Below are 13,391 nucleotides of genomic sequence, written 5' to 3'. Positions count from 1 at the left end.
TACAGGCCCCTGTGGGAGCGAGCTTGCTCGCGATGAGGCCGGACCTGGCACGACAAAACCTGCGCCCACAAAAAAGCCCCTCTTGCGAGGGGCTCCTTGTACAACCTTCAAGCAACCCTCGACATCAGGTCATCTGAATGATGGTCTGCATGATGGTGCTCTGGGTGGAGATGGTCTTGGCGTTCGCCTGGTAGTTGCTCTGGGCCTTGATCAGCTCGACCAGTTCGTTGGTCAGGTTGACGTTGGACTCTTCCAGGGAGTTGGAGACGATCGAACCCAGGGTGCCAGTGGTGGGGGCGTCGTAGCCCGGGATACCCGAGGCGAAGGTTTCCTTCCAACTGGTGCCGCCTACTGGCTGCAGGCCTTGCTCGTTGGTGAAGCTGGCGAGGGCGAGCTGGCCGATCGGCTTGGTCTGGTTGTTGCTGAAGTTGGCCAGCAATACACCGCTACCGTCGATGGTCAGGTTAGTGATCTGACCGGTGGCGTAACCGTTCTGGGTCGGGATCGACCGTGCGGTGTCGGCGTTGAATTGAGTGGTATTGCCCATGGAAATCGTGATGGTTGGCGCACTGGCGGCGCCGTTGGCGGCCCATACGCCGTTGGTCACGGTGCCGGGAACCCAACCGGTCAGTACCAGATCACTATTGACCGTCGCTGGCGGAGTGGTGACCGTGGTCAACTTGCCGCTCGAATCGAAGTTCATGGTCGAAGGAATCGGCGCGGTCGCACCGGTCGTGGTCGGCAAGGTGCCGTTGAGGTTACGACCGTCGATCAAGGTATAGACGTTCCAGGTGTTGCCGGCAGTCTTGACCATGTACTGGTCCATGGAATGCTGGTTGCCCTGGGTGTCGTAGACCGGGGTGGTGAACTGCTTGGTGAACGTAGCGGTGTCGTTCGGATTGAACGCCGCAGTGATCGCCGGCGCTGTCGAGTTCAGGTTGATCGTCGAGGACACCAGGCTGGTGGCAGTCGGCGGCAGGTTGGAGGTGTCGATGCGCAGGTCGGTCAGGATACCGTTCTGGATCTTGCCGTTGGCGTCCACACCGTAGCCCTGAAGGCGCGAAGTACCGTCAGTGTTGGTGATGAAGCCTTCCTTGTCGGTCTTGAACGTACCGGCACGGGTGTAGCTCAGGGAACCGTCGTTGCTCAGGACAAAGAAGCCCTGGCCCTGGATGCCCATGTCCAGCACGTTGCCGGTGTTGTTCACGTCACCCTGGCCGAACTGCTGGGAGACGTTGGCCAGGCGCACACCGTTGCCGACGGTCTTGCTGCCCGAGCCCAGCCTGGTGGCCGAGTAGACGTCTTCGAATTCCGCGCGGGACGATTTGAAACCGGTGGTCGCCACGTTGGCGATGTTGTTGCCGGTCACGTCCAGCTGTTTGTTGGCTGCATAGAGACCGCTAAGGCCGATGTTAAAAGACATGTTGACTCCTTTTGCCGGTTAGTCGGCTCTACATACCAATAGTTTGTACTTTGGACAGGGCAATGCTGCCCAGCCCGGCCAGGTTGAGCATCAGCTCACCGCCCGTCTGGCTGATGGTCACGCTGCTGACCGTGGCCGGCAGGTTGGTGATCAGCGACGTGGCCTTGCCGTCGATGGTGGTCGAGGCGGCGAAGGTGTAAGTGCCCGATTCAACGACCGTGCCCGCATCGTTCTTGCCATCCCAGATGAAGGCGGAGTTGCCGGCGTTCTGGCTGCCCAGGTCGATGGTGCGAACGGTCTTGCCGTCCTTGTCCACGATCTTGACGGCGACGGAGGACACCGATGCCGGTACCACCACCGTACCGTTGAGGCTCTTGGAGGTATCGACCACAGCCTTGTCACCCGGGGCGATGACCGAGCGGCCCACCAGCGACGAGGCCTGCAAGGCCTGGGACGAGTTGTAGTTGCCGGCGATGCCGCTCACCGTCTCGTTGAGGGTGGTGATGCCTTCCAGGCTGCTGAACTGCGCCAACTGGGCAACGAATTCGCCGTTGTCCTGGGGCTCCAACGGGTTCTGGTTCTTCAGTTGGGTAACGAGCAGTTGCAGGAACGCATCCTTGCCCAGTTCCTTCTTGCCGGTCGCCGCACCTGTCATTGCCCCGAGGGCATCGGAGGTGTTGTTGGTCTTGACCGCGGAGTTGGCCAGAATCTCGTTGAGGCTCAAACCGCTTGTAGTGTTGGTAACGCTCATGTGACTCGCCCCTTATCACTGACCGAGGGTCAGGACCTTCTGCATCATGGCTTTGGCGGTGTTCATCATTTCGGCGTTGGTCTGGAACGAACGACTGGCGGAAATCATGTCGGCCATTTCTTCGACGACGTTGACGTTCGGGTAGTAGACATAACCCTTGGCGTCCGCGGCCGGATGGTTTGGCTCATAACGTGCTTCGAGGTTGCTCTGGTCCTCGACCACGCCAAGCACCTGTACGCCCTGCCCGGCCGCTTCCTGGTCCTGGAACAGCGAGTCGCTGCCGCCGGACTGGCCGCCCTGGAACATGGTGGCGAACACCGGGTGGCGGGCGCGGTAGGTCTGGTCGATGCTCGACGAAACGGTCTCGGCGTTGGCGATGTTACTGGCGACGGTGTTCAGGCGAGTGGTCTGGGCACTCATGGCACTGCCGGCAATGTTGAATACGCTAGCAATCGACATGGCTTACTCTCCGCGCAGGGCCGATACCAGCCCTTTGAACTTACTGTTGAGCAGGGTGAAGCTGGCCTGGAAGTTCACGGAGTTTTCCGCATAGTTGGACTGTTCCAGTTGAGCGTCCACGGTGTTCTGGTCGATCGACGGCTGCATCGGCGTGCGATACATCAGCGACTCGTCGCCATTACCCAGGCCTTCGGCTTCGATATGACGGCTGTTGGTCATGTTCAAGGCGAAGTGACCGTTCTTGGCCTTATCGTTCTGCTCGGCGAGCACCTTGGAAAAGTCCAGGTCCCGCGCCTTGTAGTTCGGGGTGTCGGCGTTGGCGATGTTGTTGGCCAGGACTTCGGCACGCTGGGCGCGGAAGCTCAGGGCCTGTTCGTGGATACCGAGCGCTTTATCGAAGCTGATGCTCATGTCGGAAACCTTTGGGTGACCAGAATGTACGTACGACGGCTAAAGCAAGCGCCGTGCCATTTCCAAAAACCCCATAAACCGGGGCTTTGCGGGCACCGGCAAAGCGGCAATGCCAGAAAAGCGGCAACGGGTTTCCGCTTACCTGCCGCTTTTCTGCCGCTTCCTGCAGAACAAATGCATTTCATTGTGGGAGCGAGCCTGCTCGCGATAATGGTGTGTCAGTCAACATTGATGTCGCCTGTGATATCGCTATCGCGAGCAGGCTCGCTCCCACAGGGATAGGGGTGATCAGGAGACATCAGCGCGCATAAAAAACGGGAGCCCCTTGGGGCTCCCGTTTTTTTTTGACAACACCCGCGAATCACTTCGCCTGGTAGATGATCCCCGGGCTGCACTGGACCATCTGGTAATGATCCGGCAAACCGTTCAACGCCTCGGAGGCGCCAAGGAACAGGTAGCCGCCTGGCTTGAGCGTGCCGTGGATGCGCAGCAGGATGTCTTTCTTCACTTCGGCGGAGAAGTAGATCAGCACATTGCGGCAAAACACGATGTCGAACTTGCCCAGGCTGGCGTAGCTGTCCAGCAGGTTGAACGAGCGAAACTCCACCCGGCTCTTGATCGGTGCCTTGACCACCCACTTGCCCGGCCCTTTCGGGTCGAAGTAGCGTTGCAGCCGGTCCGGCGACAAACCCCGGCCGATGGCCAGGCTGTCGTACTCGCCAGTCTTGCAGTTATTGAGCATGGTCCCGGACAGGTCGGTGGCGACGATCTGCACGCCGCCTTTCAACTGGCCCAGGTTGGAACGCTCGAACTCATCGATGGACATCGACAGCGAATAGGGTTCCTGCCCCGACGAACAGGCCGCCGACCAGATCCGCAGGCGCTGGCCCGGGCTGGCCTTGATAGCGGCCGGCAGCACTTTGTTCTTCAGCACTTCGAACGGATAGGTGTCCCGAAACCACAGGGTTTCGTTGGTGGTCATGGCGTCCACCACCATCTCGCGCAAGCCGCTGCGCGGTTGGGTCTGGATACGCTGCACAAGCTCGCCCAATGACTTGAGGCCCTGTTGCTCCATCAATTTATTGAGACGGCTCGACACCAGGTATTGCTTGTTTTCACCAAGCAAGATGCCACAGGCTTTTTCCAGGAAGACCCGGAACTGTTCGAAATCCAAATTACCCGTAGACAAGATACCGCCTCTTTCATCGTGTTGACTTGCCGGGCGCACAACGCGCCCGACCTTTACTTTATTCTGCTGACTTGATCCGATCGACGACCCGGGACGCCAGGTCGTCGGGACGGAATTTCGCCAGGAAATCGTCGGCACCGACCTTCTTGACCATCGCCTGGTTGAAAACCCCGGACAGCGAAGTATGCAAGATGATGTGCAGCTTTTGCATGCGCGGATCGCTGCGGATTTCCGAGGTCAGGGTGTACCCGTCCATCTCCGGCATCTCGATGTCGGAGATCATCATCAGGAACTCCTCCTCGGGCTTCTTGCCCTCGTCGACCAGCGCACGCAGGTAATCCAGCGCCTGCCGCCCATCGTTCAACGCCACCACTTCCACACCGACCGTTTGCAGGCAACGGGTCACCTGCTTACGCGCCACCGACGAATCATCGACAGTCAGCACCCGCAGCGAAATCGCCTTGTGCTGGGTCTCGGCGTCTACCACACCCGCGGAAATCGCCTCCGGCGTGGGCGCCACTTCGGCGAGGATCTTCTCCACGTCGATGATTTCCACCAACTGGTTGTCGACCCGGGTCACAGCCGTCAGGTAGTGATCGCGGCCGGTGCCCTTGGGCGGCGGATGGATCTCCTCCCAGTTCATGTTGACGATGCGCTCCACCGAGCGCACCAGGAACCCCTGGGTCTTGGTGTTGTACTCGGTGATGATCACGAACGGATTGCTCTGGTCCAGCAACCGACCGGAACCGGTCGCCATCGCCAGGTCGAGAATCGGGATGGTCGCACCCCGGATATTGGCCACACCGCACACGACGGGGCTGGACTTGGGCATCAGGGTCAGCTTGGGGCATTGCAGCACCTCGCGGACCTTGAATACGTTGATCCCGTACATTTGTTGGCCGTCGAGACGGAACAACAACAGCTCCAGGCGATTCTGACCGACCAGCTGAGTGCGCTGGTTCACCGAATCCATTACTCCCGCCATGCCCTGACTCCTACCTAACGCTAATGTGTCCGACGCGCATTCATCACTAAACGGCACGGGGCTTGCTTTTGAACCGGCATGAACGCACAAACGACATTTTCTCGACGCCTGACCACTCACTGCCGCCACTGGCTCGGTGCACTGCTGGCCGCCTGCCTGTTCGCTTCGGGCGGCCCTGCCCTTGCGGCGGCTCCGGTTACCTTGCCTGATCTCCTTATCGGCGTCACTCAGGGCTTTCTTGAATTCACCGTAGAAGACTACCTGGCAACCAGTCAAACCGAAGGTCGTTACGAAATCGAAGTCAACCAGCTCGACCCGCGCTTGCGCATGCCCATGTGTGACAAGGAATTGACTGCTTCCCTGGAGAGCCCGGCCCGGCCCCTGGGCCGTGTCACGGTGAAGGTTCGTTGCGACAGCGCCGCGCCCTGGACGGTGTTCGTGCCCGCTCAAGTGCGCCTGTTCCGGGAAATCGTCACCACCACGCGTCCGCTCAAGCGAGCCGGGATCGTCGAGCCCCAGGACGTGATGTTGCGCGAACGGGACATCAGCCAGATCACCCAGGGCTTCCTGACCTCTGTCGATCAGGCCATCGGGCAGAAACTTGTCCGACCAATGGTCGCCGATCAGGTCGTGACGCTGGTGCACCTGGAACAGGCCGAGGTGGTCCGCAAGGGCGACCAGGTGGTCATCACCGCCCGCAGCGGCTCACTGGCCGTGCGGATGCCCGGCGAGGCCCTGTCCAACGGTGGCATGCGTGAACAGATACGGGTAAAAAACCTCAATTCCCAGCGCGTCATCAAGGCGCAAGTGATGGCTCCAGGCCAAGTGGAAGTGGCGATGTAATGACCCGGTAGAGGAGGTAGAAAGCTGGCGCTTGATCCCGGTGTTCCCTAGACTGTGCCTTACGCAAAGGCAAGCGCAGACGTGCGCACGTTCATTGAATAAATGAGCCTAAAGTTTTTTTGGGAATGGCCGAAAACATGGCAAGCGTCCAAATACCCAGAGGTTTTTTACCATGGTCATCGATTTCAATCGTTTAAATAGCTCTTCACCGTTGACAGGCACTACGCGTACCAGCGCCGCCAAGGAAACCGTCGAATCCGACAAATCCGCGCCGGTGTCCACGCCAGCCGAAAAGGTCAGCAACGGGGAGTCGGTACACCTCAGCAATGAGGCTCAGCAGTTGCAGAAGATCACTGACAAGCTGCGCGATCAACCTGTCGTGGACAACGCCCGCGTGGCCGAGTTGAAAGCAGCCATCGCCGATGGCAGCTACAAAGTCGACAGCAACCGCGTAGCCAGCAAACTGCTCAACTTCGAAGCCCAGCGCTAGGCCGCCGCCTGCGCCAGGCTTTTGGACGCTAAGACCCAAGGCCAGCCATGCACGACACTCATTTATTGCAACTGATCATCGACGACTTCGTTCCAGCGCAACAACTGCTGGAGCTATTGCAGGCCGAATCCGTGGCACTGCACGGTCGTGACATGCCTTTGCTGGAAACCATCCTGGCGCAGAAACAGGCATTGATCATCTTGCTCGACCAGCATGGCCGCAAGCGCAGCGAGATCCTCGCCAGCCTCAACCTGCCCGCCAGTCATGACGGCCTTGAGCAGTTGGCCGCCCAGTCGACCCTCGGCGATCAGCTGCGGTCCCAGAGCAAGGTGCTCAACGACCTGCTCGCCCAATGCCAGGCGACCAACGCCCGCAACGGACAGTCCATCCTGATGCAGCAGGCCGCCACCGCCAACCAGTTACGCATTCTCAACGGTGGCGAGATCCCGACGCTGTATGACGCTAGCGGTTCGACGGCTAGAATGGTCAAGCACCGCCCGCTCAGCCAGGCATGAAACGAACAATGCCTTCGCTCTATCAACGCGCGATACATGCTGGCAAAATGCCGGCCATTCGTAGTCGTATTTTGCCTGGAGATTGACCCACCGTGTTCAATGCCTCAAACGCGGATGACGCTCCGCAGCCCCCCAAGGTCCTCACCACGCCCCTGGAAATTTCTGGCAACCTGCGGATGCTGCAAGATAGCCATGACCCGCTGATCATTACCTTCCATGAACGTACCCAGCGCTTCCAGAGCTATCTGGTCAATGTCGATCGCGAGACCAACTCCATCGCCCTGGATGAAATGATTCCCCGGGACGGCGAGCGTTTCCTGCTGGCCGGCGAGCCGTTTCGCGTCGAAGGTTTCCATGACGGCGTGCGCATCGCCTGGGATGGCAAGGGCCCACTGACCATCGATGAATCCAGCGACGGTCGCTGCTATCGCGGCGCCCTGCCCGACGAAGTGGTCTACCACCAGCGTCGCAATGCCTTCCGCGCCGCCCTGAAACTGGCCCAACTGGTGAGCGTTGAACTGGGCGGCGAAAAGCTCAAGTCCCCCGTGGACGGCAAGCTGCTGGACATCTCCGCCACCGGTTGCAAGCTGCGCTTTGACGGCGACATCACCGAACGCCTGCAATTGGGCCAGGTGTATGAGCGTTTCATCGCGGCCCTGCCGTTTGGCAACATGACCGCGCCAGTCGAGTTGCGCTACCTGCATTTCGAAGAAAGGATCAACACCACCTTCGCTGGCGTACGCTTCCACAACATCAGCGGCTTGGTGCAGCGGCAGGTCGAGCGGTTCGTCTACCAGCTCCAGCGTGAAGCCCGACGCTTCGATAAAGACGACCTCTGATCGTCGAGCCATGAAAAAACGGGCAGTCCCTTGCGGTGACTGCCCGTTTTTTCATGCCCGTTTCAAGGCCTGGCCTGGGTAAAGCTGGGAGGCTCAGGCGCCTCGGCGTCAGCTTCAGCCACGGTCTCAGGGGCGGGCTCGGGCTCCGCCTCCGGGCTGGTCGGTGCCTGCATCTGCTCCTGCACCACTTGCTCATCCACCCGCGGATCGAGGCACGCCACCAGGGGCGAACTCGACATGCTGTCCGGCATCGCCACGTGATGCAGCGGTGCGTCATCGACCTGATGCAGGTTGGTCACCGCTTTCGGCCGGATCCGCCACACCAGCACCAGGGCAAAGAAGGCGAAAAAGCCGTAGAGCATCTGGCTACCGAACATCTTCATCAGCACTCCCGCCACCAGCGGCCCGATACTGGCGCCAACGCCATAGGTCACCAATAGCATCGCGGTCAGGGACACCCTTCGATCCGCTTCGACGTGGTCGTTGGAAAACGCCACCGCCAGCGGATACAGACAGAACTGCACCAGCGAACAGAAGAACCCGGCGACGAACAGCACCTCCAGCGGCACCGCCGGAAGGATCGCCAACGGCAGCGCACAAATCGCCAGGACCAGCGCAAAGCAGCGGATCAGCAGCGCCCGGTCGTAGCGGTCAGAGAGCCAGCCCAGTGGCCACTGCACCAACAATCCGGCAAAGATGCAGCTCCCCATGAACAGACCGACCTGCTCGGTCGACAGACCCTGCTGGGAGGCGTACAGCGGCGCCAAGCCATAGAACGAGCCGACAATCAGCCCCGAACCCAACACCGTGCTCAACGACTGCGGCACACGCTTGATGAAGAAACGTGGTTCCATGGGCGCCGGATGCAGCGCCGCCGGGTGAATTCGCCGGGTCAGCGTTACCGGCACCAGACACAGGGCGAAGCACAGCGCCACCAGCATCAGCAGCTCCAGGCCCAGGGCCGGGTGCATGACCAGGATCAACTGCCCCAGCACCAGCCCCAGGTACGAGGCGATCATGTAGCCGCTGAACACCACCCCACGCTGCTTGGCATCGGCCTGCTCATTGAGCCAGCTCTCGATGACCATGTACTGGCACATCATGCCCAGGCCAACAATCATCCGAAGCACGATCCACGCCGGCAGCCAGTCCACCAGGCCATGGCCCAGCACCGCTGCCCCGACGATCCCGGCGCAGGCCGAATAAGCGCGGATGTGCCCGACGCGGGCGATCAGCCGGTGGCCGATCTTGCCCCCCAGCACCAGGCCGAAGTAGTTGGCGGCCATCAGCGCACCGACCCAGAGGCTGTCCACATGGTCGGCGGCCAGGCGCAAGGCCAGGTAAGTACTCAAGAGGCCCGAGCCGATCAACATCATCAGCGAGGCGAAATAAAGCGCTCGAAAAGGTTTCCAGATTTGGCGCATCGGCGTTCCGAGCGGCTCCTTGAGGTGAGTAAGGGCTATCCGTTGAAGATAGCCCGAATGCAGCGGTTCTTTATGCCTGGGCCGCCAGGACACGTCGCTCCCAGGGGGTGATTTCATCGAAGAAGCTGGTCAGCTCCAGGGTCTTGGAAGCGATGTAGCCTTCGATGAACTCCGTGCCGAACAGTTCCTTCGCCAGATGACTACGCTTCAGACGCTCCAGGGCGGCATGCAAGGTACATGGCAGCGACAGATTATCCGGCACTTCGAATTCGCCCTGGATCGCCGCGCTCGGCTCCAGGCGCTGTTCGATCCCGTACAACCCGGCGGCCAGGCTGGCGGCAATCGCCAGGTAGGGGTTGGCATCGGCCCCGGGCAAGCGGTTCTCGACCCGGCGGGCCACTGGCGAACTGGCGGGAATCCGCAGCCCGGCCGAACGGTTGTCGTGGGACCAACAGGCATTGTTCGGTGAGGCGAACGGGTGGCACAGTCGCTGGTAGGAGTTCACGTTCGGCGCGAACAACGCGGTGAAGTCCGCCAGGCAAGCCTGTTGCCCCCCGATGAAGTGCCGGAACGCGGCCGTCGGTTCGCCCGCTTCGTCGCTGAAGACGTTGCGGCCGCTGTCCGCCTCGACGACGCTCTGGTGGATATGCATCGAACTGCCCGGCGTGTGGGCCAGGGGCTTGGCCATGCAGACCACGGTCAGGCCGTGCTTGAGGGCCACTTCCTTGAGCAGGTGCTTGAACAGGAAAGTCTGGTCGGCCAGCAGCAACGGGTCGCCGTGCAGCAGATTGATCTCGAACTGGCTCACGCCCATTTCATGCATGAAGGTGTCGCGCGGCAAGCCCAGCGCCGCCATGCAGGCATAGACTTCGCTGAAGAACGGGCGCAGGCCATTGTTGGAGCTGACGCTGAACGCCGAGTGGCCGTCTTCGCGACGTCCATCCAGGCCCATCGGCGGCTGGAACGGCTGGGTCGGGTCCGGGTTGGGGGCGAACACGAAGAACTCCAGCTCGGTCGCCACCACTGGCGCCAGGCCAAGGGCGGCATAGCGCGCGACAACGGCCTTGAGCTGGCCGCGCGTCGAGAGCCGAGAGCTTTCACCGGTCAGTTCGTCGGCGTCGCAGATGGCCAGGGCCCGGGGCTGTTGGCTCCAGGGCAGGCGGTGGATCTGTTTCGGGTCGGCCACCAGCGCCAGGTCGCCATCATCACTGCCGTAGAAACGCGACGGCGGATAACCGCCCATGATGCATTGCAGCAGCACACCCCGCGCCAATTGCAACCGCCGGCCTTCGAGGAACCCTTCGGCGGTCATCACCTTGCCTCGCGGCACGCCATTCAAATCCGGCGTGACACATTCAATCTCATCAATGCCCGTCAGTCGCTGCGCGAGTGAACGCTGGCCATCGGTCGTCATGACGCAATCCTTGTTATGTGCGAGCCGCGAACGGCAACCCGTACAAAATAGGCTCCGGCTGTTCGGAATATCAAGCACACGTAAAAATAAACAACAAACTTTGGAATACATTGTGGGAGCGAGCCTGCTCGCGATGGCGGTGTATCAGTCAACTCAATATTGGCTAAGCCGACGCTATCGCGAGCAGGCTCGCTCCCACAGGGAATTTGTGTTGCCAGGGACACTCATGGAGGGCCTGTTCAGGGCAAATAAAGCCGGAACACCCCGCCGCCCAACACACCGCCATTGGCAATCTCGGTCCGCCCGCTCACGCCGCCGCGCTGGTGCAACCCGGCGATTCGCGCGGCGAAGTACAGGCCCAGCCCGGTGCTGCCGCTGCTGTGGTTGATGCCCTGCACATACTCGGCCTGACGCTCAATCATCTCTGGCGGGTAACCGTCGCCGTCGTCATTGATGGTCAGCACCAGTTGCCCGGCTTCGTCACTCACACTGATCAGCAGCGCCTGGCGCGCATGGCGAATGGCGTTGTTGATGCAGTTGTCGAGCACCGAGGCCACCAGCTCGCGGTCGAAAAAGCCCAAGGGGCTGAGGGGATCGACATCGTAGGTGGCCATGATTCCGCGGCTGCGGAACACATCCTGATGGCCGGCCAGTTGCGCCTCGATGAAATCGTCCAGCTCGTGGTAGGCCGGGTGCAACGGCAACTGGTTGACGCCGAGCTTGTACAGCCCCAGCAACTGCACCATGAGGCCATTGAGGTGGGCGAACTCGAACTCGATGACGCCCTGCTCCGAGGTCTGTCGCTCGGATTCGGGCAGGCGTTCGAGCCATTGCCCATGTGCCTGCATGAGCAAGGTCAGGGAGTTTTTCATGTCGTGCACGGTCGACGCGATCACCGTGGAAAAATCGAGGGCCTGTTCGCTGTCATTCATCGCCAAATGCCTTGCTTCGCAGTTTTTGATAACGCGCAAAACGCGCATCGGAGTCGGGCATCATGCCCACCAGTTTCAGGCAGTCGCGGCACTCCTGCAGCAGTTCCGACTCCACGCTGGTGTCGGTGCCATGCAGCAGCGATTGCGCCATGTTCAGGGCAATACTGATGTTCTTCGGTTGCATCTTCAGCGCACGGCGGAACAGCTCCCGCGCCTCCGGCAATGCGCCAGTCTTGTAGACCCGCACACCTTCGCGGTTCAACTCCGCGGCGGCATTGCCCTGATTGAGGATGTTCGGGTCGTCGGTGAGCTTGGCAATGCCTTGCATCACCGCCGGGTCATCACCGTAGATTTCCGCGCAGTTCTTGAGCATCGACTCCCCGGCGCTGGTCTGGCCAAGCATTTGCAACTGCTTGGCCACCAGCAACGCGGCCTCGGCGCTCATGAACTGCTCCATGCCATCGAGGCGCTGCAAGGCCTGTTCGGTGAGCTTCTCGGCGGTTTCGGCATCGTTGAGCAACAGGCTGGTGGCCTTCATCAGCCGCGCCCGGACCTGCAACCCCGGGTCGTTGAGGTTCTCCTTCGCCACGGCACTGAGGGTGGTGTTGATCTCCAGCCGGGTGCGGGTATCGAGGCCTTTTTCGCTGCCCTTGCTGATCAGCGCGTGGGCCAGGCCGAGGTTGCTTTCCGGATCCTTGAAGCGCGACTGCGCGCCCTGCCCGACCGCCTGGCGATAAGCCCGGGAAGCCGTGTCGTAGTCTTCGTTGGTCATCGCCAACTTGCCCAGCAACGACTGGCGACGCACGGCCAGGGGCGACAGGCGCACCGCCTCTTCCAGCACATGCTGCGCCTGCTTGGTGTCACCCTCGGCCATCAACACTTCGGCCATGCCGTCGTACAACGCCGGCATCATTGGAAAGACTTTCAGGGCCTTTTCATAAACGGCCTTGGCCTGCCCCACCTGGCCGCGCTTGAACATCAACTTGCCCAGCCCCGCGTAGGCCCACGGCAACGGACGATCCGCCAGGATGGAGTTGTACAGCCGCTCCAGGGCCTCGTTCTGATTCAGGTCGCGCAACGCATCGGCCCGATAACGCAGGCACAACGGCCCGTAGCGCGGGTCCTGCTTGCACAGGGCGATGCAGGCATTGAGCACTTCCATCGGCTTGCCACGATCGAGGGCCTGCAGGATCGGCTTGAGCAGGGTCTTGCGCTGCTCGAGCCGCTCCAGCCGCTGGGCCAGGCCGGAGCGGTTGAACGGCTTGGTCAGGTACGCATCCGGCTCATGCTCCAGGGCACTGAGCACCATCGCCTGGCTGGTCTCGGCGGTCACCATGAGAAACACACTTTCATGGCTGATCAGCTTCTCGACCATCAGGTCTTCCAGCACCTGCTGGCCATTCTTGCGCCCATCGCCCAGGTGATAGTCCTGCAAGATGAAGTCATAACGCTTCTGCGAGCACATGCGCAGCGCCACTTCACCGGTGTCGGCGGTGTCCACGTCCTTGACGCCCAGCTCACGCAGCATGGACCGGATCGAACTGCGGAAATCCGAGAAATCATCGACGATCAGAAAACTTTTTTGGTGGTACGCCAGCATCGAGGATGTCCAGGCAAGTAAGAAAATAACCCAATGGCATAACAACGAAACGCCGTGTCACAACCCCGAGGCGCGCAGATGATAGCCACCAGCCAGCAACGTTCAAGGGATTTCAG

General features: G+C 60.8%; 14 protein-coding genes. 4 read left to right on the top strand and 10 right to left on the bottom strand.

Annotated elements, in window-relative coordinates; genetic code table 11:
* Positions 1–124: 124 nt before the first annotated feature.
* The 6 genes from flgE to BLQ55_RS24450 form a co-directional block, all read right to left on the bottom strand.
* Positions 125–1,423, bottom strand: coding sequence for a flagellar hook protein FlgE (gene flgE, locus BLQ55_RS24475; protein ID WP_092205404.1), 1,299 nt, complete (start codon positions 1,421–1,423; stop codon positions 125–127).
* Between the two features lie 28 nt (positions 1,424–1,451).
* Complete coding sequence (gene flgD, locus BLQ55_RS24470) at positions 1,452–2,174, bottom strand: flagellar hook assembly protein FlgD (protein ID WP_092257690.1); 723 nt, start codon at positions 2,172–2,174, stop codon at positions 1,452–1,454.
* Between the two features lie 15 nt (positions 2,175–2,189).
* A complete protein-coding gene (gene flgC, locus BLQ55_RS24465) occupies positions 2,190–2,633 on the bottom strand; it encodes a flagellar basal body rod protein FlgC (protein ID WP_060741038.1) in 444 nt (147 codons plus the stop codon).
* 3 nt (positions 2,634–2,636) lie between these two features.
* Positions 2,637–3,044 (bottom strand): flagellar basal body rod protein FlgB, encoded by a 408-nt coding sequence (gene flgB, locus BLQ55_RS24460; protein ID WP_092205402.1) that lies wholly within the window; start codon positions 3,042–3,044, stop codon positions 2,637–2,639.
* 361 nt (positions 3,045–3,405) lie between these two features.
* Positions 3,406–4,233 (bottom strand): protein-glutamate O-methyltransferase CheR, encoded by an 828-nt coding sequence (cheR, locus tag BLQ55_RS24455; protein ID WP_063324730.1) that lies wholly within the window; start codon positions 4,231–4,233, stop codon positions 3,406–3,408.
* Positions 4,234–4,291: 58 nt separating this feature from the next.
* Entirely contained in the window at positions 4,292–5,218 is a 927-nt protein-coding gene (locus tag BLQ55_RS24450; protein WP_092205401.1) for a chemotaxis protein CheV, read from the bottom strand.
* 78 nt (positions 5,219–5,296) lie between these two features.
* On the opposite strand from BLQ55_RS24450, the gene flgA reads away from it, so the two are divergent.
* The 4 genes from flgA to BLQ55_RS24430 all read left to right on the top strand — a co-directional run bounded on the left by flgA (position 5,297) and on the right by BLQ55_RS24430 (position 7,905).
* Complete coding sequence (flgA, locus tag BLQ55_RS24445; protein ID WP_092205400.1) at positions 5,297–6,061, top strand: flagellar basal body P-ring formation chaperone FlgA; 765 nt, start codon at positions 5,297–5,299, stop codon at positions 6,059–6,061.
* 172 nt (positions 6,062–6,233) lie between these two features.
* The gene (gene flgM, locus BLQ55_RS24440) at positions 6,234–6,551 is read left to right on the top strand and encodes a flagellar biosynthesis anti-sigma factor FlgM (protein ID WP_092205399.1); all 318 of its coding nucleotides are present in this window, start codon (positions 6,234–6,236) and stop codon (positions 6,549–6,551) included.
* A 47-nt stretch (positions 6,552–6,598) separates the two neighbouring features.
* On the top strand, positions 6,599–7,066 hold the full coding sequence (locus tag BLQ55_RS24435; RefSeq protein WP_092169919.1) for a flagella synthesis protein FlgN: 468 nt from the start codon (positions 6,599–6,601) through the stop codon (positions 7,064–7,066).
* A gap of 92 nt (positions 7,067–7,158) precedes the next feature.
* On the top strand, positions 7,159–7,905 hold the full coding sequence (locus tag BLQ55_RS24430) for a flagellar brake protein (RefSeq protein ID WP_092205398.1): 747 nt from the start codon (positions 7,159–7,161) through the stop codon (positions 7,903–7,905).
* 62 nt (positions 7,906–7,967) lie between these two features.
* Here the strand turns inward: BLQ55_RS24430 and BLQ55_RS24425 are convergent, their stop codons facing one another.
* From BLQ55_RS24425 to BLQ55_RS24410, 4 genes are all read right to left on the bottom strand, one after another.
* A complete protein-coding gene (locus BLQ55_RS24425; protein WP_092257687.1) occupies positions 7,968–9,329 on the bottom strand; it encodes an MFS transporter in 1,362 nt (453 codons plus the stop codon).
* Between the two features lie 70 nt (positions 9,330–9,399).
* Positions 9,400–10,641 carry a glutamine synthetase family protein gene (locus tag BLQ55_RS24420; protein ID WP_170842326.1) on the bottom strand — a complete coding sequence of 414 codons (1,242 nt, stop codon included), beginning with the start codon at positions 10,639–10,641 and terminating at the stop codon, positions 9,400–9,402.
* A gap of 341 nt (positions 10,642–10,982) precedes the next feature.
* Positions 10,983–11,675 carry a sensor histidine kinase gene (locus tag BLQ55_RS24415; RefSeq protein WP_092205395.1) on the bottom strand — a complete coding sequence of 231 codons (693 nt, stop codon included), beginning with the start codon at positions 11,673–11,675 and terminating at the stop codon, positions 10,983–10,985.
* Positions 11,668–13,275, bottom strand: a complete 1,608-nt coding sequence (locus BLQ55_RS24410; protein ID WP_072412240.1) for a tetratricopeptide repeat-containing response regulator — start codon at positions 13,273–13,275, stop codon at positions 11,668–11,670. The genes BLQ55_RS24415 and BLQ55_RS24410 overlap by 8 nt, the downstream gene beginning before the upstream one ends.
* Positions 13,276–13,391: the final 116 nt, after the last annotated feature.

Source organism: Pseudomonas sp. NFACC13-1, assembly GCF_900104425.1.
GTDB lineage: Bacteria > Pseudomonadota > Gammaproteobacteria > Pseudomonadales > Pseudomonadaceae > Aquipseudomonas > Aquipseudomonas fluorescens_AA.
Note: the sequence above shows the minus strand (reverse complement) of the source record. Positions and strands in the feature narration are given on the sequence as shown.

Bases quoted from the DNA above. Each gene is read 5' to 3' on its own strand.
- flgE (WP_092205404.1), bottom strand. From the start codon at position 1,423: ATGTCTTTTAACATCGGCCTTAGCGGTCTCTATGCAGCCAACAAACAG.
- flgD (WP_092257690.1), bottom strand. From the start codon at position 2,174: ATGAGCGTTACCAACACTACAAGCGGTTTGAGCCTCAACGAGATTCTG.
- flgC (WP_060741038.1), bottom strand. From the start codon at position 2,633: ATGTCGATTGCTAGCGTATTCAACATTGCCGGCAGTGCCATGAGTGCC.
- flgB (WP_092205402.1), bottom strand. From the start codon at position 3,044: ATGAGCATCAGCTTCGATAAAGCGCTCGGTATCCACGAACAGGCCCTG.
- BLQ55_RS24450 (WP_092205401.1), bottom strand. From the start codon at position 5,218: ATGGCGGGAGTAATGGATTCGGTGAACCAGCGCACTCAGCTGGTCGGT.
- flgA (WP_092205400.1), top strand. From the start codon at position 5,297: ATGAACGCACAAACGACATTTTCTCGACGCCTGACCACTCACTGCCGC.
- flgM (WP_092205399.1), top strand. From the start codon at position 6,234: ATGGTCATCGATTTCAATCGTTTAAATAGCTCTTCACCGTTGACAGGC.
- BLQ55_RS24435 (WP_092169919.1), top strand. From the start codon at position 6,599: ATGCACGACACTCATTTATTGCAACTGATCATCGACGACTTCGTTCCA.
- BLQ55_RS24425 (WP_092257687.1), bottom strand. From the start codon at position 9,329: ATGCGCCAAATCTGGAAACCTTTTCGAGCGCTTTATTTCGCCTCGCTG.
- BLQ55_RS24420 (WP_170842326.1), bottom strand. From the start codon at position 10,641: ATGACCGCCGAAGGGTTCCTCGAAGGCCGGCGGTTGCAATTGGCGCGG.
- BLQ55_RS24415 (WP_092205395.1), bottom strand. From the start codon at position 11,675: ATGAATGACAGCGAACAGGCCCTCGATTTTTCCACGGTGATCGCGTCG.
- BLQ55_RS24410 (WP_072412240.1), bottom strand. From the start codon at position 13,275: ATGCTGGCGTACCACCAAAAAAGTTTTCTGATCGTCGATGATTTCTCG.